This window comes from Owariibacterium komagatae, assembly GCF_045865535.1.
GTDB lineage: Bacteria > Bacillota > Clostridia > Oscillospirales > Ruminococcaceae > Ruthenibacterium > Ruthenibacterium komagatae.
In genome coordinates this window covers 895,253-914,271 of the sequence record NZ_AP031406.1, presented here as the reverse complement: position 1 = coordinate 914,271, position 19,019 = coordinate 895,253, and the positions used below count along the sequence as shown (strand labels likewise).

The 19,019-nt window shown below is 54.5% G+C and carries 21 protein-coding genes and 3 pseudogenes; 8 read left to right on the top strand and 16 right to left on the bottom strand.

Annotation, left to right across the window (positions count from 1 at the left end):
* Nucleotides 1–24: 24 nt before the first annotated feature.
* A complete protein-coding gene (locus ACKTS9_RS04665; protein WP_407882075.1) occupies nt 25–1,389 on the bottom strand; it encodes a relaxase/mobilization nuclease domain-containing protein in 1,365 nt (454 codons plus the stop codon).
* A 289-nt stretch (nt 1,390–1,678) separates the two neighbouring features.
* Between ACKTS9_RS04665 and ACKTS9_RS04660 the strand changes: the two genes are divergently transcribed.
* Complete coding sequence (locus ACKTS9_RS04660) at nt 1,679–3,277, top strand: P-loop ATPase, Sll1717 family (protein ID WP_407879229.1); 1,599 nt, start codon at nt 1,679–1,681, stop codon at nt 3,275–3,277.
* A gap of 42 nt (nt 3,278–3,319) precedes the next feature.
* Here ACKTS9_RS04660 and ACKTS9_RS04655 read toward each other — a convergent pair whose 3' ends face one another.
* The 15 genes and pseudogenes from ACKTS9_RS04655 to ACKTS9_RS04585 form a co-directional block, all read right to left on the bottom strand.
* Nucleotides 3,320–3,667: a plasmid mobilization protein gene (locus ACKTS9_RS04655; RefSeq protein WP_407879227.1), complete on the bottom strand. Its 348-nt coding sequence runs from the start codon at nt 3,665–3,667 to the stop codon at nt 3,320–3,322.
* On the bottom strand, nt 3,664–3,843 hold the full coding sequence (locus ACKTS9_RS04650; protein ID WP_407879225.1) for a DUF4316 domain-containing protein: 180 nt from the start codon (nt 3,841–3,843) through the stop codon (nt 3,664–3,666). The genes ACKTS9_RS04655 and ACKTS9_RS04650 overlap by 4 nt, the downstream gene beginning before the upstream one ends.
* Before the next feature lie 185 nt (nt 3,844–4,028).
* Nucleotides 4,029–4,382, bottom strand: coding sequence for a cysteine-rich VLP protein (locus ACKTS9_RS04645; RefSeq protein WP_407879223.1), 354 nt, complete (start codon nt 4,380–4,382; stop codon nt 4,029–4,031).
* Between the two features lie 4 nt (nt 4,383–4,386).
* On the bottom strand, nt 4,387–4,563 hold the full coding sequence (locus ACKTS9_RS04640) for a hypothetical protein (RefSeq protein WP_167541515.1): 177 nt from the start codon (nt 4,561–4,563) through the stop codon (nt 4,387–4,389).
* Nucleotides 4,560–5,297 carry a DUF4366 domain-containing protein gene (locus tag ACKTS9_RS04635; protein WP_407879221.1) on the bottom strand — a complete coding sequence of 246 codons (738 nt, stop codon included), beginning with the start codon at nt 5,295–5,297 and terminating at the stop codon, nt 4,560–4,562. Before ACKTS9_RS04635 ends, ACKTS9_RS04640 begins: the two co-directional genes overlap by 4 nt.
* Nucleotides 5,294–5,539, bottom strand: coding sequence for a DUF4315 family protein (locus tag ACKTS9_RS04630; protein ID WP_407879219.1), 246 nt, complete (start codon nt 5,537–5,539; stop codon nt 5,294–5,296). Before ACKTS9_RS04630 ends, ACKTS9_RS04635 begins: the two co-directional genes overlap by 4 nt.
* Before the next feature lie 11 nt (nt 5,540–5,550).
* Nucleotides 5,551–7,290 carry a C40 family peptidase gene (locus ACKTS9_RS04625; protein WP_407879216.1) on the bottom strand — a complete coding sequence of 580 codons (1,740 nt, stop codon included), beginning with the start codon at nt 7,288–7,290 and terminating at the stop codon, nt 5,551–5,553.
* On the bottom strand, nt 7,271–9,655 hold the full coding sequence (locus ACKTS9_RS04620) for a VirB4-like conjugal transfer ATPase, CD1110 family (RefSeq protein WP_407879214.1): 2,385 nt from the start codon (nt 9,653–9,655) through the stop codon (nt 7,271–7,273). Before ACKTS9_RS04620 ends, ACKTS9_RS04625 begins: the two co-directional genes overlap by 20 nt.
* Nucleotides 9,585–9,959: a PrgI family protein gene (locus ACKTS9_RS04615; protein WP_110440536.1), complete on the bottom strand. Its 375-nt coding sequence runs from the start codon at nt 9,957–9,959 to the stop codon at nt 9,585–9,587. The genes ACKTS9_RS04620 and ACKTS9_RS04615 overlap by 71 nt, the downstream gene beginning before the upstream one ends.
* A 3-nt stretch (nt 9,960–9,962) precedes the next feature.
* Nucleotides 9,963–10,520, bottom strand: coding sequence for an MT-A70 family methyltransferase (locus ACKTS9_RS04610; RefSeq protein WP_407882073.1), 558 nt, complete (start codon nt 10,518–10,520; stop codon nt 9,963–9,965).
* A gap of 17 nt (nt 10,521–10,537) precedes the next feature.
* The gene (locus tag ACKTS9_RS04605; RefSeq protein ID WP_407879212.1) at nt 10,538–11,323 is read right to left on the bottom strand and encodes a DNA-methyltransferase; all 786 of its coding nucleotides are present in this window, start codon (nt 11,321–11,323) and stop codon (nt 10,538–10,540) included.
* Nucleotides 11,313–11,564: a hypothetical protein gene (locus tag ACKTS9_RS04600; RefSeq protein ID WP_407879210.1), complete on the bottom strand. Its 252-nt coding sequence runs from the start codon at nt 11,562–11,564 to the stop codon at nt 11,313–11,315. The genes ACKTS9_RS04605 and ACKTS9_RS04600 overlap by 11 nt, the downstream gene beginning before the upstream one ends.
* A gap of 14 nt (nt 11,565–11,578) precedes the next feature.
* Nucleotides 11,579–12,445: a VirB6/TrbL-like conjugal transfer protein, CD1112 family gene (locus ACKTS9_RS04595; RefSeq protein WP_407879208.1), complete on the bottom strand. Its 867-nt coding sequence runs from the start codon at nt 12,443–12,445 to the stop codon at nt 11,579–11,581.
* A gap of 12 nt (nt 12,446–12,457) precedes the next feature.
* Nucleotides 12,458–12,547: pseudogene (locus tag ACKTS9_RS04590) on the bottom strand (Maff2 family mobile element protein); the annotation flags it as partial.
* A gap of 89 nt (nt 12,548–12,636) precedes the next feature.
* A pseudogene (locus ACKTS9_RS04585) lies at nt 12,637–14,088 on the bottom strand (recombinase family protein); the annotation flags it as partial.
* A 164-nt stretch (nt 14,089–14,252) separates the two neighbouring features.
* On the opposite strand from ACKTS9_RS04585, the gene ACKTS9_RS04580 reads away from it, so the two are divergent.
* The 7 genes and pseudogenes from ACKTS9_RS04580 (at nt 14,253) to ACKTS9_RS04550 (ending at nt 18,957) form a co-directional block, all read left to right on the top strand.
* Nucleotides 14,253–14,471 carry a hypothetical protein gene (locus ACKTS9_RS04580; RefSeq protein WP_002604486.1) on the top strand — a complete coding sequence of 73 codons (219 nt, stop codon included), beginning with the start codon at nt 14,253–14,255 and terminating at the stop codon, nt 14,469–14,471.
* Nucleotides 14,472–14,599: 128 nt separating this feature from the next.
* Complete coding sequence (locus ACKTS9_RS04575; protein WP_002604485.1) at nt 14,600–15,544, top strand: DUF6017 domain-containing protein; 945 nt, start codon at nt 14,600–14,602, stop codon at nt 15,542–15,544.
* 36 nt (nt 15,545–15,580) lie between these two features.
* Entirely contained in the window at nt 15,581–16,054 is a 474-nt protein-coding gene (locus tag ACKTS9_RS04570; RefSeq protein ID WP_002604484.1) for a PcfB family protein, read from the top strand.
* Nucleotides 16,051–16,350: pseudogene (locus ACKTS9_RS04565) on the top strand (type IV secretory system conjugative DNA transfer family protein); the annotation flags it as partial. The gene ACKTS9_RS04570 and the pseudogene ACKTS9_RS04565, both read left to right, overlap by 4 nt.
* Nucleotides 16,351–16,381: 31 nt before the next feature.
* Nucleotides 16,382–18,256, top strand: a complete 1,875-nt coding sequence (locus ACKTS9_RS04560) for a recombinase family protein (protein WP_038286029.1) — start codon at nt 16,382–16,384, stop codon at nt 18,254–18,256.
* 78 nt (nt 18,257–18,334) lie between these two features.
* On the top strand, nt 18,335–18,526 hold the full coding sequence (locus ACKTS9_RS04555; RefSeq protein ID WP_002592869.1) for a transposon-encoded TnpW family protein: 192 nt from the start codon (nt 18,335–18,337) through the stop codon (nt 18,524–18,526).
* Nucleotides 18,527–18,660: 134 nt separating this feature from the next.
* Complete coding sequence (locus ACKTS9_RS04550) at nt 18,661–18,957, top strand: hypothetical protein (RefSeq protein ID WP_002592868.1); 297 nt, start codon at nt 18,661–18,663, stop codon at nt 18,955–18,957.
* The last annotated feature ends 62 nt before the right edge of the window (nt 18,958–19,019 follow it).

Below are 19,019 nucleotides of genomic sequence, written 5' to 3'. Positions count from 1 at the left end.
AGTAAATTGTCTGCGTCACCGTCGCTACCGCTCCTGTTCCTTATTCTTGCGCCCGTCCGTCGCGCCCAGCAGATGGTCAATATTGGTCTTGACCGCCACGGCCTGCCGCATTTCCTGTTGGGCGGCCCGGTACTTGGCGTACAGGGCCTTTTTCTCCGCCGCCAGCTTGCGGCGCTTTTCTTTTAATTGGGCCATCTTGGGCAGTTTAGCCCCGTCCAGTAGATCGTTCAAAGTAGCTTTGGCTGCCCGATAGTCAGCCAGCTCCGCCTCATGCTGGGCCAGAAATCTCTTGCTATACTTGGCCGCCTTGTACTCGTCAAACACGGGCCGGGTCTTGGCGTATTGTACCACGGCCCCCATGAGCTCGGAAGTATAGGCAAGGTCAGCCTCGGTCTGCCGGAGCTGTTCCGTCAGCGCATGGAAACGGGCGGACGCAGCCTCGGCCTCGGTGGTGAGCTGGTCATATTCGCTGATCTGATGCTCCTGCATGAATTGCAGCGCAGCGGCCATCTGTTTGAGGTTATACACCTTGGCCCACCGCTCATAGGCCGGGCCTTTCCCGGAGCGTAGCCGCTCCTGTATATCCACGATCAGATCGACATGCCTGGGCGCAGCGGGGGCCAGAGCGTCCAGCTTCGGCAAGGGGCGTTTGCCCGCAATTACATCCCGGATGTCCCCGGGATCAAAGCCTTCCCCGAGGGTTGACGAGCGGAGCCGGGTGGCCCGCTGCTGCCCCGGAACAAGGAACGAGATCGCACCGCCCCGTCCCCACTTGACCGCATAGCCGGACTCCTCCATGAGCCGAAGAAAGGCGTCAAAGCTGTCCGGGCCTTTGGCAAGGGCATCGCAGATGGCCGCCCGCAGCTGTTCCTTGTAGGAGGGCTGGCGCTCTGTCCCCAGCCATGCTCCGTAATGGAGAAAACGGCCCTTGCTATGGAGCTTGGGGTTGGTAATCACGGACAGGTCATTTTCCAGACATACCCGGTCAGAGAGCCGCCGCACCGCCCGGGCCGAGCCGATGAAATCCCGGAACTTGTGGGAGCAATCCAGCGAAGTGGAGTTGTAGTAGATGTGGTTATGAATGTGCTGGCGGTCTGTGTGGGTGGCGACAAAAAAGGCATACTTGCCCTTTGTCCAGCGCATCGCCGTTTCGTAGCCCACCCGGTTTGCCTCCTCCGGGGTGATCTCTCCCGGCTTGAATGACTGGCGGATCTGATAGCAAAGCACATCGGCATCCCGCCGTTGTTCCCGCCCCGTGGTGGCCTTGTACTTGGCCTTGGAGAGCAGGAACTCCGCATCAGCGGTCATATAGTCGCACTCATAAGAGGAAATTAATTCGCCGCCCTGCGTCTTGTCCGGGTTTTGCCCATAGTCAAACCGCTCTTTCAAGGATTGGGCGACGGTTTCCCCCTTGCTGATCTTGTGCTTCTTGAAATAGGTTGTGGCCGTAGGCCGCCCTCCTTTCGATACGACAAACGGCGGCTGTTTCCAGCCGCCGCTCAGACTTTGGGACAAGTTGTCCCGAAGTATCAACCTGTGCTGAAATCCTGCAAGGAGTATTTCAGCGAGTAGAGCCTGTCCATAGACTATCAACTAAAAATATTGCTACTTGTTATCTCGTCTTGTTGTATAAAGCTAGCGGTGGTATAATTAAACAATATCGAGAGGGGGGCTTGAAGTGGGTCAACTACCATTAAAAGATTTATATATAGGCAAAACCGACGGCTATAATGAATTTCTTGAATACGGCCAAAGCGTTTGTAAAGAATTGTTTTTTGAGTATCCTAATTTTGACCTTCAAAAAATACTTAATGGTTCGATTTATTATATTTGCGGTGATAAAGGTACAGGCAAAACCATGCTGTTAAAGTATGTCGAAGCCGTGGTATCAGAAAAACCAGAAAGCATGTTCTCGGAATTTATTCGTTTTCGAAAAGATGTTGATGAAGATCAACGAAATCAAATTAAAAGATCTGGATTGCCACAAACTCCTTTTGAAGAAGTCATAGAAAGCGAAATCCCAGGCGATGCAACAATTAACTGTGTTTTAGCGTGGCAGGTTTATCTTATTAAAGTTATTATCAACCGCTTAAAGCATACAGCATACGGAGTGTTTGACAGAGATAGTGCTGAATGGGAAAATCTTTGTGCTTTATTGGATGCCATATATGATGATCCGCAAAATGCAAACCCAATAAAAAAGATCCTCCCTCGCATTAAGAAAGGAAATGTAGAGCTTAATGTTGCGAAGCTAGGCAAAGTAAACTTAGAGCTGGAATGGACAGATGAAGCCAAGAAAACTGTACCTTTTTCAGAACTGGGGAAAAGAGTAATAGATTTGTACTCCAAATTGCAACCAGTACCGCACACGCTTTATATTTTTGTAGATGAATTAGAGTTATCATTAAAGCAAACCAAAAAATACGAGCGAGACATTACTTTGATCCGTGATTTAATATTTGCCATTCAATACCTAAACGAAATATCAAAGGAAAATGGGTTTAATGTCTATGCAATTACAGCTATCAGAAATGAAGTATACAAAGAAGTAAAGTCCAAGGGATTGGAAATCAATAAACCCATACACGACTTCGGCATACAAATCTCATGGCAACAAAAAGGTGGAGCAATCCGAGAAAATCCACTTTTGAAAATGCTTGTGCGTCGCTTTCAATGTAGCGAAAAAATATGTGGGTTAGACCCCACACCTGATGTGTTTGATGCTTATTTCTTAAAGAGCGTTGGCCGGTCTGGCATTGCTATTGAAAACTATATCCTTGATCAGACTTGGCTTAGACCTCGGGATATAATTAGGCTCTTTTCGATTATGCAAAAGGTTGCAGGTGATAAAACCTTTATTGACCAAAAAACATTTGAAATTGTTCGACAGCAATATTCTGAAGAATCTTGGAGCGAATTTGAAGAAATCCTAACTGTAAAGTATTCTGATGTTGAAGTTGAAGGGATAAAGCTGGCATTGACAGGCCTTCAAGTTCCGTTTTCAACCAGAGATTTTGCTGAGAGAATTGATGGGAAAGCAGATATATTTGAGGAAGTAGAATATTTAAAAACCAAAGGCCGCAAACCTGGGCAGATATTGAGGGATTTGTATGATATCGGAGTAATCGGAAATTATGGTAATGGAACTCCTCGTTTTTCTTTCAAAGGCGATAAGGATATTGATCCTATGTTACCACTAACTTTTCATTACCCTTTGCTACGCTTCTTTAAAGCATCTATTAAATCCTACGACAAACGCCTTAGCGAATACAACTAATCATAGCAGGGAGCAGCAGAAAGCTGTTCCCTGCTATATTTTTTACATTTCCACCACCGCCGATAGCTTTTTCAGCAGATCGGACAGCGGCCCCCAAAGGTCAGCGTAGTCCCGTTGCAGGGCCTTGATCTCGTCGGGGTAAATGCCGCCGTAGGTGTTCACATGGATCGCCACTTGGTTAAGGTTGTTGGCGCACCGCCGCTGGAGGGACACCAGCTCCCGGATGTCCGAAAGATCAACATGGAGCACATAGCCATTCAAAGCCATTTTCCGCATGTAGGCCCCCATGTTGGAAATGCCCGCCTCGGCCATTCGTTCCCCGATCAGCGCCTGTTCCTCCGGGCTCACCATGACATGAAGATGGACGCAGCGGCGGCGTTTCTTTGTCACCGCTCCTCACGCTCCCGGCTCCGATGCTTATTGGGGGACTCCTTCACCTTGTCCAGCTCCTTTTCCGGGGGCTGGGGCGGCAGGGCCGGGCCGTTGTTCAGCAGCCCGTCGATCATGTTGTAGTTCTGTTCGGTGGACAGTCCTACGGTTTTCAGCGGGTTATCCTGTTCGTACATAGTACCTCCTTTTTGTAAGCAGAAAGGGCCTGGACTTTGGGACGAAATGTCCCGAAGCCCCGGCGCAAAGTGTGGAAAGCATTTGCCCTAAATTGGGGCAACCAATGAAAACATATTACCTACTTCAAAAGCGACCTCGGAAAGCCTTGAAATATCGGTGTTTCCGGGGCCTAATTTTCCACGCATCAGCCTCGCTTTTTCCTCATGTAATTCCTCTTTTGCTGTCGCAGAGCAGCCTTGGCGCAGACGGGGGAGCAATACCGTGTCCGGCCATCGGGGAGAAAGGCCCTGCCGCATACCGGGCAGGGCCGGGTTTCCGGGGCGGGGCCTTCCGCAGCGAGGGACGCCTCCAGCACGGGATCATTGGGCAGCACCGCCTCCCGGAAGTAGCGGCACAGCGCCCCCGTCCAGCACTTTTCCAGCATATAGCAGGGGCAGTCCAGCGGCAGGCAGCCCTCATCCCGGTCATAGTTGGCACACAGCCTTGTCACCAGCTTGCGGATGGCTGCCTTTTCCGCACGGGTCAGCTCTCGGGCCACCGCTTCACCTCCCGCCGCCAGCGCCTTTCAGCAGCTCCCGGTAGCAGGCGACGCACCCGATCCCCCGCCAGTAGGGGCAGCCGTGGCAGCGGGAGCCCTCCGGGGCCTTGACAGGCTCGGGCCGCTCATACCGGGGAACCTGCTGCATCATCGTTTCATAGGGACTGTTGGTGAATTTCATTTGTCGCCCTCCGTTTCGTCCTCGTCCTCCTCGTCCCACGGCGGGGTATCGTCGTAGGTTTCCAGCTCGTCCCCGTAGTCCTCCTCGGTTTCAGCGGCCCGCTGCTGCTTGGGGCGGTAAACCTTGAAATACCACCCGGCTCCGCCGCCCACCAGCGCCACCGCCAGAATGAGCAGGATCGTCCCGGTGTTTCCGCCTGCCTGTTCGGGCTCCGGCTCGGGGGTAGGCTCCGGCTCCTCCACGGGTTCGGGCTCGGGCTCCGCCCCCACGCACTCGGTCATATTGGTGGAGCAAACCGGGCAATCCATATTGATCGCCCCCGCCACGCACTTTTCCGCACAGGTACACTCGGGCAGTTCCGTCCCGGACGCCTCCAGAGCGGCCAGCAGATCGGCCTCGTCCACCACGCTGAAAAAGTAGGTTTCATATTGTTCAGCGTCCTCGTCGGTAGGCTTGTCGTAGTCAATGACAATGTAAAAGGTGCTGCCGCCGCTGGTCTGGACGGTGATAAACTGCTTGTTGGTGTGCTCGTCGTAGAGCAGATCCCGGGTCACAAGGCTGCCCTCCTCGGTGAAGCCCTCGCCGGGCTCAATGGTGGGCTCGGGGGTGGTGGTTTCCTCCGCCGGGTCAAGGCCCTCCCATTCGGGGCCGCCCCCGGCGTAGGCCGTGACGGAGAAGCCGCACAGGAACATGGCAACGCACAGCGTCACCATCAAAACACGCAGTTTTTTCATTCAGACACCTCCTCGGACTTCGGGACATTTTGTCCCAAGGTGGCCCCGGCCCGGATCTGCTGGAGCACCACGGGCAGCTCGGCAAGAGGGATGCTCATGCCCCGCACGATGTCCACGATCTCGCTGTTTTCCGCCTCCACCTTTTTCTGTTCCAGCTCCTTCAGCCGGGCCTGCTGTTCGGTGATTTTGGCCTTGACCTTTTCGATCTCGGCCTCGATCTTTGCACTTTTGGAAATTGCCATGAAAGCCTCCTTTACGGTAAACGCCCATAGGCGTAGAAATGAGATTGCCAATAGCTGCTGTTGAGGTTGGCATAACTGATGGGATCTCCACAATGGAGCATCCAGCCATCGCCCACATACAGCCCACAATGACTGACCCCCGGCGTGTCGTAGGTGCCGACAAAAAACACCAGATCACCCGGCTGGGGTGAGCTGGTGGGGGTACAGTAGTTGTATAGGCCCTGTGCGCCCAGCCGCCCCACATCCCAGCCGCATTGATTGAGCACCCATGAGAGGTAGCCGGAGCAGTCAAAGGAAGTGGACGGGCTGGAGCCGCCCCAGACATAGGGATAGCCGATGTACTTTTCCGCCTCGGTGAGCAGGGCGGAAAAGGTTTTGTCCGTCAGATATTCCTCGGGGACTTCATGCTCCACGGGATCGCCCGTGTACTTGCCCACATAGTCGGAGCCGGGGAACAGATCGGGACGGTTGCCAAGCGTCGCCATGTAGAGGGCATACCGGGAAAGCTGTTCCTCGCCCATGATGTAGACAGGCAGGTGGGAAAGGTTTTCGTTGGAGAGGGTCACGGTGCAAATGTAGTAGTTGTACGGCACTTCCACATCATAGTCGTTGCCCTCACTGTCCGTCCGGGTTTCCGTCCGATACCGCACCTCCACCACCACATCCTCGGTGAGAATGTACTGGCGGTCAAAAAGCATTTGCAGGGTGTCCTGTACCTCTGCCAGCGTCCATTCCCCCTCATGCCATGCGCTGATGATGGACAGCAGCACATAGGGGTCATGCTCGATCTCGTCGAGATCGTAGTGGTACTCGTCATAGTCGTGGGTGCTCTCGTAGGTGTCCAGATAGTTTTGCAGCTCCGCCTCCAAAGCGCAGTAGGCAGCTTCGGCCCCCAGCAGGTCAGCGTCCTCGGCGGGATAGGTGGATGCCCCGATAGCCCCCGCTGTGCCGTTGCCTAGTGTTGCCAGCGAGGACATACAGGACTGCATCATCACCAGCAGCAGGAACACCGCTACAAACAGCAGCGCCCCCACGGGATGCCGCTTGACGAAGCCCACAGCCCGAGCCGCCAGTTTTTCCGTGGTGACTGCCGTTTTTTCGGCGGCCTTGGCTCCTTGCTTGGCGGCCTCCCGTGCTTGTTTGGCATATTGCCGCTTGATCTTCTGCTTCTGGATCAGCCGGGACAGGGCGTTGCCCCGCATTTCCGGGTGCTCCTGGGCGGCCATGCGGTAGTGATAATCCGCTGTGGCCTTGATGTGCCTGGACTCGGCCTTGCGGACAGCCTTGGCCGGGTGCTCCCGGATTTTCTTTTGCACAAACCGCTTGCCGTGGCGCAAGGCAGACTCGCCTACAAGCTCGGAACGGTGAGCGCCCTCGGTGCCTACATTGTCCTGCTCCACCTCGAACATCTTGCCATGCACATAACCGTGAACGCCGCCGCCCACCGTCCCGGCCACCCGGCGAACCGGGCCGGGCGGCTTGGGCGGTTTCTGCTTCGCCAGCTTTTCCTTGGCCTTCTCCAGCTTTTCACCCCGCTTTTCCATGCGGAGCTTGCTGGCGGCGGTCTGTTCCTGTTGGCTCTTGTGCCGGAACTTCGCTTTAGCTTCTTTGGCGGCGCTGCCGCCAAAATCCGCCCGCTCCGTTGCTCCTCCTCTCCCCACAAAGTCATTCGACTTTGTGGGGGCCCCGTTTGGGGACTTTGGGACATTTTGTCCCGAAGTGGCCCCGGCCTTATTCGTCTTTTCGTTCATGGGCCATATCCTCCGGGCGGGTGGTCAGCAGGTTATAGATCTCTCCCTTGGGGAACCGATCCACAAACGGGATGGTCACATTTCCATAGAACAGCAGCCCCTCGCCGGAATTGGAGTGGGTGATATAGGAGAGCTGGTGCTCGGAAATGCCCAGCTGCTTGGCGAGAATCGCCCGGTCACTTTGGGCTTGAGACAGCAGGATCAGAAAATCCGTGTTGTCCAGAATGTTGGAGATGGCCGGGCTTGCCAGCAGGTCTTTCACATTCTGCGTGAGGGCGCTGGGGACACAGCCTTTCTTTCGGAGCATTTTCCAAACGGCCACAAAGTAGCTGGCGGTGAGCTCGTCCCGCAGCAGGATATGGAACTCGTCAAAGTAGCACCATGTAGCGATCCCGGCCTTGTGGTTGGCGTTCACCGCCGCCGTGACAAACTCGTTGGTGGTGTGCATGGCGATTTTGCGGAGGTTTTCGCCCAGCCCTTTGAGGACGATGCACACAACCCGGGAATTGAGGTTGACATTGGTGGGGTGGTTGAACAGGTTGAGGGAGCCGGTGCAATAGAGCTCCAGCGCCGTTGCCACACGGCGGGCCTCCGGCTCCGGCTGCTTCAAAAGCTCCTCGTACAAATCCTGCAACAGCGGCGTTTTGGCCGTTTCCAGCCCCAGCGCCATTTCCCGGTACACCAGCCGCACACAGCGGTCAATCACGGTTTTCTCAATGGGCTGCAAGCCCTCCCGTCCGCCCACGATCAGCTCGCACAGGGACAACAAAAAATCCGCCTTCATGGAAAGCGGACTTTCATCGTCGTTGGCGTTCATCTGCAAATCCATAGGCGAAATGTGGTGAGGGCTGTCCGGAGCGATCTCAATGACCTGCCCGCCCAGCCGCTGCACCAGCGGGGCATATTCGCCCATCGGGTCTACCACGATGATCCGGTCATTGGTGGCAAGGAACACATTGATCAGCTCCCTTTTGGCGGCAAAGCTCTTGCCGGAGCCCGTGGAGCCGAGGTACATCCCGTTGGCCGATTTCAGCTTCTTGCGGTCAGCCATGATGACATTGTGGGAAAGGGCGTTCATGCCGTAGTAGAGCGCCTGCCCGTCCATGCGGAGCTCCCGGGTCATAAAGGGAATGAAGATGGCCGTGGAGCTGGTGGTCATGCCCCGCTGGATCTCGATGCCGTTGTACCCCAGCACCAGCGAGGACACGAAGCCCTGTTCCTGCTGCCAGTCCAGCCGCTTCAAGGCGCAGTTGTATTTTTGTGCGATGCCGCCCACGGTGAATACATCGTTTTCCAGCCGCTGCCGGGTGGGGGCGATGTTCACCACGGTAAAGGTCAGCAGGAACATCCGCTCGTTGCGGGATTGGAGGTCGGCCAGAAGCTCGGCGGCGTCCTTGGAAAAGGTAATGAGGTCAGGGGGCAAAATCTCCATATCGTACCCGGCCCGCACAGCCTTTTTCTGCTCCTCGGCCTTCATGCGGCCAATGTCAGAGATTTTCCCCTTGATGGTCTTGATGGCTTTGAGCTGATCCACCGTCTGGATATGCAGCGTGACGGTGAGTTCGGCGTCCAGCTCCAAGATTTCCGCCAGCAGCTTGTCCGAGAGCTCCGACGCTAAAATCTGCAAGTAGGACGCAGCGCCCCACGACTGGCCCACCCGGAAAGTCCGGGATTGCCGGAAGTCGAAGCTGTCCGGGGCGATATAGTCCTTTGTTCCCATGCCGTGCTGGGGAATGTCCTTCCACGAAAAGCGGAACGGCTCCCGGCTCCCCGGGTGCATCTGGCCGTGGAGCACCGCCAGACGGTCACGGCCATCCAAGGGCTGGGACTGCACCCCCAGCCGTTTGAGGTTGCCCATAACATCGGCCTCCACACGGCCCAACCGGGGCCGGGCCTCGCCCACGCTGCCAGCGGGCAGCCCAAAGGTGATGTACTTGGTGCGCTCAATGCCGTTGTTGCTCTTGGCAATCTGGCCTTTGAGCATCTCCACATATTCATGCCGGATGCTGTTGAACTCGTCCTCCTGTTCCGGGATATTCACCTTGTAGCGGCTGGCGCTGCGGGAACGGCGGTTGACAAAGGAGAGCTGAAAGGGCAAGGAACTGTCAAAGTAGTTGAGAAACGAGCTCCACCCGCCGAAGATGGCGGTCTGATCCTCGGTGGACGCCACGGCGTAGTTGATGTCCTCATATTCCACGGTCTTGGTGTAGAGCCCACCGGGGAGCTGACAGATCCCGTCCGGGTGCATCGCCACATAAGGGATGGTCTGCTGGGCGGACACCACCGCCCGGCGCTCATTTCTTTTTGCGTTTGGTTTTGTTTTGGCTGCGTTCAATAGACTCCTCCTTTCCCGTGAATGGAGCATAGATGTTCTGCGTCCGATAGGGCCGGATGCCGGGGCGCAGGAACTTGGTGTTGATCATGTTCCGCAGCACCTTTTCAAAGGGCAGCCCGTCCTTTTCGTACATCGCCATAAGAAAGGCCGGGAGCATGATCCCCAGCATGACGAACAGCGCCCCGGTGTTGCCGATAGCCCCACGGGTCAGCAGATAGGTGGGAATCCCGATGGCTGCCCCGATCCCGAAGCAGATCAACTGCCGCTTGGTGAGGTTAAAGGCAATTTTGGTTTTGATTTTGGACAGGTCATTGGGGACATTTACATAGGGCATAGGTCAACCTCCTTTCATGCCCACCTTGGGACAAGTTGTCCCGAAGTCCCGGAGCGTGGACTGTACCTCGTTGCCCCACACATCCCAGCCGGGCGGGGTCTGCCGGGCGAACAGCTCCACACGGGGCAGATCGCCCATGAGGGCCACAATTTTGTCCCGGGTTTCGTCCGGCTTTTTGCTGTGGGCCTCGATAGGCGAAATGATAAACTGGTGGATGTTTGCCGCCTGCCGCTTGGGGTGGCCCCGTGTCGCCAGCAGGCAAACCTCCGCATTGGCCCGTGTCCAGAAGCCCAGCCCATAAAACCAGCTGTCCGCCTTGCGGTTTTTCTTGAGCCAGACAAAAGCCACGCTTTTGTAGGTAAAGCCCCATTCCCGGATCAGCCGCAGGGCCTCCGGGAGCTGGGGAAAGGTGGCCCACAGGAAAAGTGCGCTGTCCGGGGCCGCAAGATCGGCCACAGGCAGCGCACAGAGCTCGTCTATGCTCATGGTGGGGTAATGATGTTCCGCCGCCCCCTGCAAGCCCTTTTGGGAATAACGCCACGGGGGATCGGCGTAGATGATGGAATATGCTCCGATAATTACACTCCTTTCCCGCCACGCTCCACGGCCAGCCGTGCCTGCTCAATGCGCTGAGCGGCGGGGCCGTAGATGGCTGGGGCGTTTTCAAAACAGATGAAGCGGCGGCCCGTATTGAGGGCCGCCACCGCCGTTGTGCCGGAGCCAGCGCAAATATCCGCTACTACCGCTCCTTCGTCGGTGTAGGTCTTTATGAAGTATTCGCACAGCTCCACAGGCTTTTGCGTCGGGTGGATGCCACCCATCACCGTGGGGACAAACAGCACATTTCCTGGATAGCGCCGCCCATCGCTGGAGCCGGAGCCTTGCCGCACAAATTTCCCGTAGTTGGTACTCATGCCGCTGCTGGTGTGCGTCCGGGTGTATGGCTTGCCGTAGGTGAATTGCGGATGATAGACTGGGGACTTCTGGTAGAACACCAGAATGTTCTCCGACTTTTTCAGCGGGGCTCGGTTGGCGTTGAGAAAACCCGTTCCCCGTTCTTTGTACCATACCCACTCATAGCGGAGCATGGACAGGTTGGACGCCCCCAGTACCTTGTCATAGGGGCATTGGGCGAAGAACAGCACCGCCCCGTTGGGCTTGACCGCCCATTTCACCGCCTCCCACAGCTCGGGGAGCGGCAGCGGTACATCCCAATAATTCCGGGTGGTGCCGTAGGGCGGATCGGTGAGCAGCATATCAACCGAGTGCTGGGGCAGGGACAGCAGCCCCTTGATCCCGTCCATAAGGTACAGGCCCTCCACCATGTTTGGGACATTTTGTCCCAAAGTGGCTTTATCGGTCATGCCTGGACTCCTTCGCCGCTACCTTGGCGGGGCGGGCGGCGTTGTCCCGGGCGGCCTGTGTGCGGCCCTCGGCCAACTGCTGGGCAATCGACCTGGCGTCGCTCTCACCGCCCAGCAGCTCCCGCTTTTGCAGCACTTCCTCCGTTTCCGCCATGAAGCGGTACACATCCGCCTCGGAAAATTCCTCCGGGGCTTTTCCATTCCACAGGGCCGTTCCGTCCGGCCCATATCTTCTCGGCATACAACACCCCTTTCTTAATGAGCACTAAAGATGCTCCGGGCAATCGTCCCTGTTTTGAACAGGCAGAAGCACAGCAGCACCGTGTACCCCACACAGCCCCAAATGGCCCCGATGGGGTCGCCGCCCGTGGCGATCCCTTGAATGAGCACCGCATAGATGGCGACGCACACAAGGATCAGCATCCCTTGGAATCCTACGGCAAACAGGGACTTCAAATAGTTTTGGCCCATGCTGCCCAGCTCCCGGTTGGAGAGGGTTGCCACGGGCAGCGGGGCCAGACTTGTGAGCAGGTAAATCTCAATCATGCGTCCGTAGACGATGACGAAAATCACGATGTTCAGCGCCCACATGGTTACATGAATGAGGAACGATTGGAGCCACAGCCCCAGCAGAGCGCCAAGGCTCATGGTTTCCAGACTTGCCTCCAGCGTGTCGATCATGGAGGAAGAAATGTCCGTTGAGCCCTGCACAATCCCGGCTGCGCTGGCAATCACGCTTTGGGACACATCAAACACCGCCATAACGATATTGAATGTGTTGGACAGAATGAGGATGGCCGCAGCCGTTTTGAAGATCCACTTAAAGAAAATCCAGTAGTCCAGATCGTGCAGGTTGTTTTTCTCAATAATGATCTGGATCAGCTCATAGGTGGCAACAAAGGTCAAGACCAGACCGGCAATCGGCAGTATCACCGTTTCAGAAAGCTGCCGTATGAGGGAAAAGACCCCGGCGTTCCACGCCGCCGGGGTCGTCCCCACTTGCACCGCAATCTCTCCGACACGGGTATTGACCGTATCAAAAAGCCCTGTGAGGTTGCCCATGATCCCCTCGATCAGAAGCCCTTTTAACCAGTCTGTCAGCCAGTCGGTGAGAAATCCCATAAGCTATCGCCCTTAAAACAGGCCGGACAGCAGGGGGATCAGGGTGGTGCCCAGCACGATGATGCCGCCGCCCGCCATAAGCTGCTTCATTCCCTGGCTCTTTACTGATGTGCGATAAAGAAGTAATAGAAGTGTAAAAAATTTTGCCGTTCCTATCCGGCACTTGGCCATTGTGTCGGATAGGTCGGGCGTTAGGCTTCGGGCAAGTCAATCTTGCCGACAAAGCTGTAATAAATCTCAATGTCCTGCCTGCGGGTGCCGTTCTCGTCATAGCTGCACTCATGTACGACGATTTTCTCAATCATCTCCCGCAAGAGGGTGGGGGTAAGTTCCTCGAAGGCAAGGTGCTTTCGGACGATACCCATAAACTTTTCCGCGTTGACGGTGGCGGCCTGCGACTTGTCCAGTTCGGCCTGCAAAGCGGCGGCGCGGTCTTTCAGTTCCCGCTGTTCCTGCTCATAGTCTGCCGACAGTTCCATGAAACGCTCGTCGCTGATTTTGCCGTTCACATTGTCCTCATACAGCCGCTTGATAATGCGGCTCACTTCGGCAATGCGCTCCTGCGCCTGTTCAAGCTGCTTGGTGGCTGCGGCGGTCTTTCTCTTGCCGCCGATCTCGTTCTGCTGGATAAGCAGCTTCACAAACCTGCTCTCATGCTTGGCGGCGTATTCGGTCACCTGCCGGAGATTGGAGAGGACACCGGCGGTCAACAGGTCGGTGCGGATAAAGTGCGCCGTACAGTCGCGGGTGCGCTTCTTGTAGCTGCCGCAGATGTAACAGTCCTGCTTGCGGTTCTTGTTCTGATACCGCTGCTGGTACATCACATGGCCGCAGTCGGCGCAGAACAGCATACCGGAGAACAGCCCCACTTCATCATAGCGGTTCGGGCGTTTGCGCTGCTTGCGTAACTCCTGCACGCGCTCCCATGTTTCCCGGTCTATGATAGGCTCATGGTGGTTCTCAAAAACAGCCTGTTTCTCCACGGGGTTCTCTACACTGTGCTTGACCTTGTAAGAGGGCTTCTCCGTCTTGAAGTTTACCAGACAGCCGGTGTACTCCCGGTTTTCGAGGATATGAACGACGGTGTTCGTCGCCCATTTGCACTCATAGCCGGGGTGGCAGCGGCGGGTGCTGCCCGTCCTACGGTATTCCAGCGTCCCCGGCGTGGGGATTTGCTGCTCCGTAAGCATACGGGCAATCTTGGTCGGGCCATTCCCGGCAAGACAAAGCTGGTATATCTGCTGGACAACCGGCGCGGTTTCCTCGTCAACGATATAGTTCTCGTCCTCGTCCATGAGATAGCCATATACCGGCTTGCTGGTAACGGGCTTGCCGCTCATGCCTTTTGCTCTTTTAACTGCCTTGATTTTCTTGCTCGTATCTCTCACCAGCCATTCGTTGAACAGATTTCGCAGAGGGGTAAAATCGTTGTCCATGCCGCCGTTTGCGCTGTCCACATTGTCGTTGACAGCGATAAAACGCACTCCCTTTTGAGGGAACAGCATTTCCGTGTAAAATCCCACCTGCAAGTAGTTTCGCCCTAACCGGCTCATGTCCTTGACGATGACCGTACCCACTTTCCCGGCTTCAATGTCTGCAAGCATGGCTTGAAAACCGGGGCGCTGGAATAATGAGGTGTGATAGCGATAGCGGCAAAAAGCTAATAAAATCAATGGTTTTGCGGACAGCGGATAGACAGGGAATGTGTTAAAAACTGAATACGCACACAAACGGCGTTACCTTAACCCCTTTGGGGGAGAAAGTAACGCCGTTTTTTTATGCCCGCAGGAAAGGAGGTGCAGCCGGAATGTATTTCACAAAGGGCAAGCAGCGGGCGTTTGAATTGCTCATGCAGCAGAAGCCGGGATTTGACCGCTATCAATCCGGTTGTGCCGGAGATGATGAAGATTGCGGCACTTGCCGTTTCTACCGCCCCGGGTGGAAATATGAGTTTTGCGTTTTCAAAGAGTGTCCCTATTGCCCCGGCAAAAGGACGCGGAAAACGCACGCCAGCATGGACAAATAGACGGGCAAAAGCCCTTGTGCCATGCGGCTTTGCAGACGCGAAAACGGCAAAGGGCATATTGCAATACCAAAACAGCCGAAAACGGCTTTCTAATTGTCCACGCATACCAAGAGAGGAAGTGAGGAAATATGGCAGTTTTCAGAGTGGAGCGAAATACGGGATATACCGTTATGAGCAACCACCACTTGCGAAACAAGGAATTGTCCTTAAAGGCAAAGGGCTTGTTGTCGCAAATGCTTTCGCTGCCCGAAGATTGGGATTATACCCTTGCGGGCTTATCCCATATCAACCGGGAGAAGATCGACGCAATCCGCGAAGCGGTAAAGGAACTCGAAAAAGCCGGATATATCGTGCGCAGCCGGGAGCGCGACGAAAAGGGACGCTTGCGGGGCGCAGATTACGTCATATACGAGCAGCCGCAGCCGCGAGAGCCGGAAGCAGCTACCAGCGGCGGACAGCCGCCTATATTGGATTTACCTACATTGGAAAATCCAACATTGGATAATCCAACGTTGGAAAAACCTACGCAGGAAAAACCTACGTTGGAAAATCCAACGCAATTAAATAAAGATATATTAAGTAAAGAACAATCAATTACTGATTTATCAAGTACCGATTCCATTCCTTTCCATTCCCTAAACCCCTTGCCCTTTGCGCATGGCGAAGCGGCTACGCCGCCGGAAAGGAAAAGAACGGAAGCGAAAAGCAATAGCGCAGTAGAGATTTACAGGGAGATTATCAAGGACAATATCGAATACGACCATCTCATTCAAAACTGCAAAATTGACAAAGACCGTTTGGACGAGATTGTTGACCTTATGCTGGAAACCGTCTGCACAGCCCGAAAGACAATCCGTATTGCCGGGGACGACTACCCCGCCGAATTGGTGAAATCCAAGTTTTTGAAGCTGAACAGCAGCCATATTGAGTTTGTTTTGGATTGCATGAGGGAGAACACAACCAAAGTGCGCAACATCAAGCAGTATCTAAAAGCGGTGCTGTTCAACGCGCCGAGTACCATTGACAGCTACTATACCGCCCTTGTCAATCACGACTTATACGGCGGCGAATGAGCATAGCCGCACTTTACCGGGAAAGGAGTTGATACCTTGCAGGAGGAAGTAACCCAAAAAACGATTGCCCTATACGTCAAAGTGGGAAAAGGCGCGGCGCGGCTTACCGAACAGGCGTTACAGAAAGCAATCCAAAAGTTTTTGGAGCAGAAAAGCAAACCCGCGCATGGGAAACAGACCATGCGGCAGCTTATGAAGCAGAACGCGGGTGTTTCCAACATCGAGATCACCGACAGCAATATTAAAGCCTTTGAGAGTACGGCGAAGAAATACAACATAGATTTTTCGCTAAAAAAGGTTAAGGGCGAGCAGACCCGTTACCTTGTGTTTTTCAAAGGCCGGGACGCGGACGTTATGACCGCAGCGTTTCAAGAGTTTTCCGCAAAGAAGCTGAACCGGGAGAAAAAGCCCTCTATCCGCAAAGCCCTTGCCGCTGCAAAGGACAAGGCGAAGCAGCTTAACGCCGCCCGCGACAAGGTAAAGAAAATGGACAGGGGGCGCGAGATATGAAGCAGATCAACTACAAAAAGCTGATACTTCCGAATATCCCCTATGTGTTCTTTGTCTATCTCTTTGATAAAGTCGGACAGGCGGTGCGGCTTGCCCCCGGCGCGGATATTTCTGCAAAGATACTGAATATCACACAAGGATTTTCCGCAGCCTTTGAAAACGCCTTGCCGAGCGTTTACCCGTTGGATTTGCTTGTCGGCATTGTCGGTGCGGTGATTATCCGCTTGATAGTCTATGTCAAAGGGAAAAACGCGAAGAAATACCGCAAGGGCGCGGAGTACGGCTCTGCCCGATGGAGTGCATAATCTTAAGTGTAAAGAACTCTACATGGACGCACAGGAGGATATGCACATGAATGATTACAACAAAATCACAGCCCTTTACTCCCGCCTTTCCGTAGGCGACGAGGACAGGGACGGCGGCGAAAGCAACTCCATACAGAACCAGAAGAAGTTTTTGGAAAGCTACGCCAGACAGCTAAAATTGACGAATATCCGGCACTACATTGACGACGATGAAAGCGGCAGATTTTTCGACCGCTCCGCCTACTCCCGCATGATAGAGGACGTAGAAAACGGTAAAATCGGCGTGTGTATTATGAAAGACATGACCCGCTGGGGGCGCGACTATCTCCAAGTCGGCAACGCTATGGAGATATTCAGACGGAACAATGTGCGCTTTATCGCGGTCAACAACGGGATAGACAGCGAGAAGCCCGACACATTGGAGTTTGCGCCCTTTATCAACATCATGTCGGAGTGGTACGCAAAGGACATCAGCAAGAAAGTAAAGACCGGCATTAAGACGAAGGGCATGAGTGGAAAGCCGATTGCCACCGAAGCTCTCTATGGCTATGTCAAATCCCCGGACAACAAGGATTTTTGGATAATCGACGAGGAAGCCGCCGGAGTTGTCCGTTTGATTTTTCGCCTGTTTCTGGACGGGAAAAACCGCAACCAAATCGCCGTATATCTGACGCAGGCGCAAATCCCAACGCCCACATTCTACATGAAAGAGCGCGGGCGGGGAACGTGCAAAAACAGGGCGCTCAATGAGGATAACCGTTACAAGTGGAACAAAGCCACTTTGACCCATATCCTTACACGGCAGGAGTATTGCGGCGATGTAGTCAACTTCAAGACTACAAAGCATTTCCGGGACAAGCGGAACCACTATGTAGACCGGAGCCAATGGCAGATAACCGAAAATGTGCATGAGCCGATTATTGACCGCGCCGACTTTGAAACCGCACAGCGGATTTTGGAAAACGCGCCCGTCAGACGCCCCAACGGGGACGGGGAAATCCACCCTTTGTCGGGCTTGCTTTTCTGTAAGGATTGCGGCGCAAAAATGCACATCCGCATAGATTACAGAAACGGCGGCAAGCGGCACGTTGCCTATTGCAGCGAGTACCACAAGGGAAAAGCCAAAAACCCCAAATGCCATTCCCCGCACATCATTGACGCGGACTTGCTCATGCAGACCGTCGCGGAAGTGCTGAAGAAAATCGAGGACTATTCTATCAGCAACCGGGCGGAGTTTGAAGCCTTAGTGAAAAAGAACCTTGCCATGCAGCAGACCGACCAGACCAAAAAGCAGCAGAAGCGTATCCCACAAATCACGACGCGCCTTGAACAGATCGACAAGGTGCTGAACAAGCTCTATGAGGACAACGCCCTCGGCACTATCCCGCAAGACCGCTACGAGCAAATGTCGCAGAAGTATTCAGAAGAATACTACGCATTGAAAACGGAGCTTTCCATACTCCAAGAGCAGCTATCCGCTTATGAGAACGCGGGAGGACGGGCGCAGAAGTTTTTGAAGCTGACGGAACGCCATGCCGCCTTTACTGACCTCACCCCCGCCATTCTCAACGAGTTTATCAGCAGGATTGAAGTGCATGAGCGCGACCAGAAAAGGGCGAGATACGCAATCCAGCACATCAGCATATATTTCAACTATATCGGCAGATTTGAGAACGAAGTAACGCAGCTTGCAGAGCCGACAGAGCAGGAAATCCGGCAAATGCGGGAAGAAATCGAAGAAGCCAAAAAGGAAAAGAGCCGCGCCTACCACCGGAAGTATTCAAGGGAGTACCGGGCGCGAAACCTTGAAAAGCAGCGGGAGTATGAGCGTATCAAGGCGCGGGAATACCGGGCAAGGAGAAAGGCGCAGACCGCCGCCGCACAGCCCGCACAGTAAAACAGAATAACCGACAACCAAGAGGGATTTTCCGGCTACGGGAAGTCCCTCTTTTGTGCCCGGAGAAAGGAGCTGCCTATGGCAGAACAGACCCCCGACAGTATCATCACGACGCAGAGAAACGGGCAGACTATTGTTGCGGAGTTATTTTTCAATCACAGCAGCACAGAAACATTCCGCGACAAGCTGCTCAAGACGATACTTGCCGACAGTTCGTGTTTATCTGCGTCTGACGGTCAAGAGCCGGAAAAATCGGAAATCTTGCGATAACAGCCGCCCCGACGATACATTCCACGTCCGGGCGGTTTTTATCGTCAAAAACGCCGTTTTCTCCAAGTCAAGAGCCGGAGAAAACACCCGAAAAATGCCCCTATTGCGTAACAGGGGCACAGAAAGGAGTTTGCATGAGAACAGGGCTTACCAAGCAGGAAAAGACCACCGATATTTGGTTTGACGAGAAAGACCCCCTTATCCATATCCGCACCCACAACACCGCCTTGAAAAAGCGTCTGCTTGCATACAGCCGCCGTTATCCGGCGATCTGCCAGCAGACTGACGCAGACCCGGAAACGGGCTGCATGGAGTTTGACATTGAGAAAGGCCGCTTCTCTTTCCGTCTGACCGCCCCATACAGCGAGGAACGGCGGGAAGCGGCGCGGCGGTATGCCAGAGAGAGCAACGTCGCCGACAGGCTGAAATGATGTAGATTTGTTCACAATCTTATGATATACTGTTTCTTGGGAACAAATCGGAGTTGAGGAGG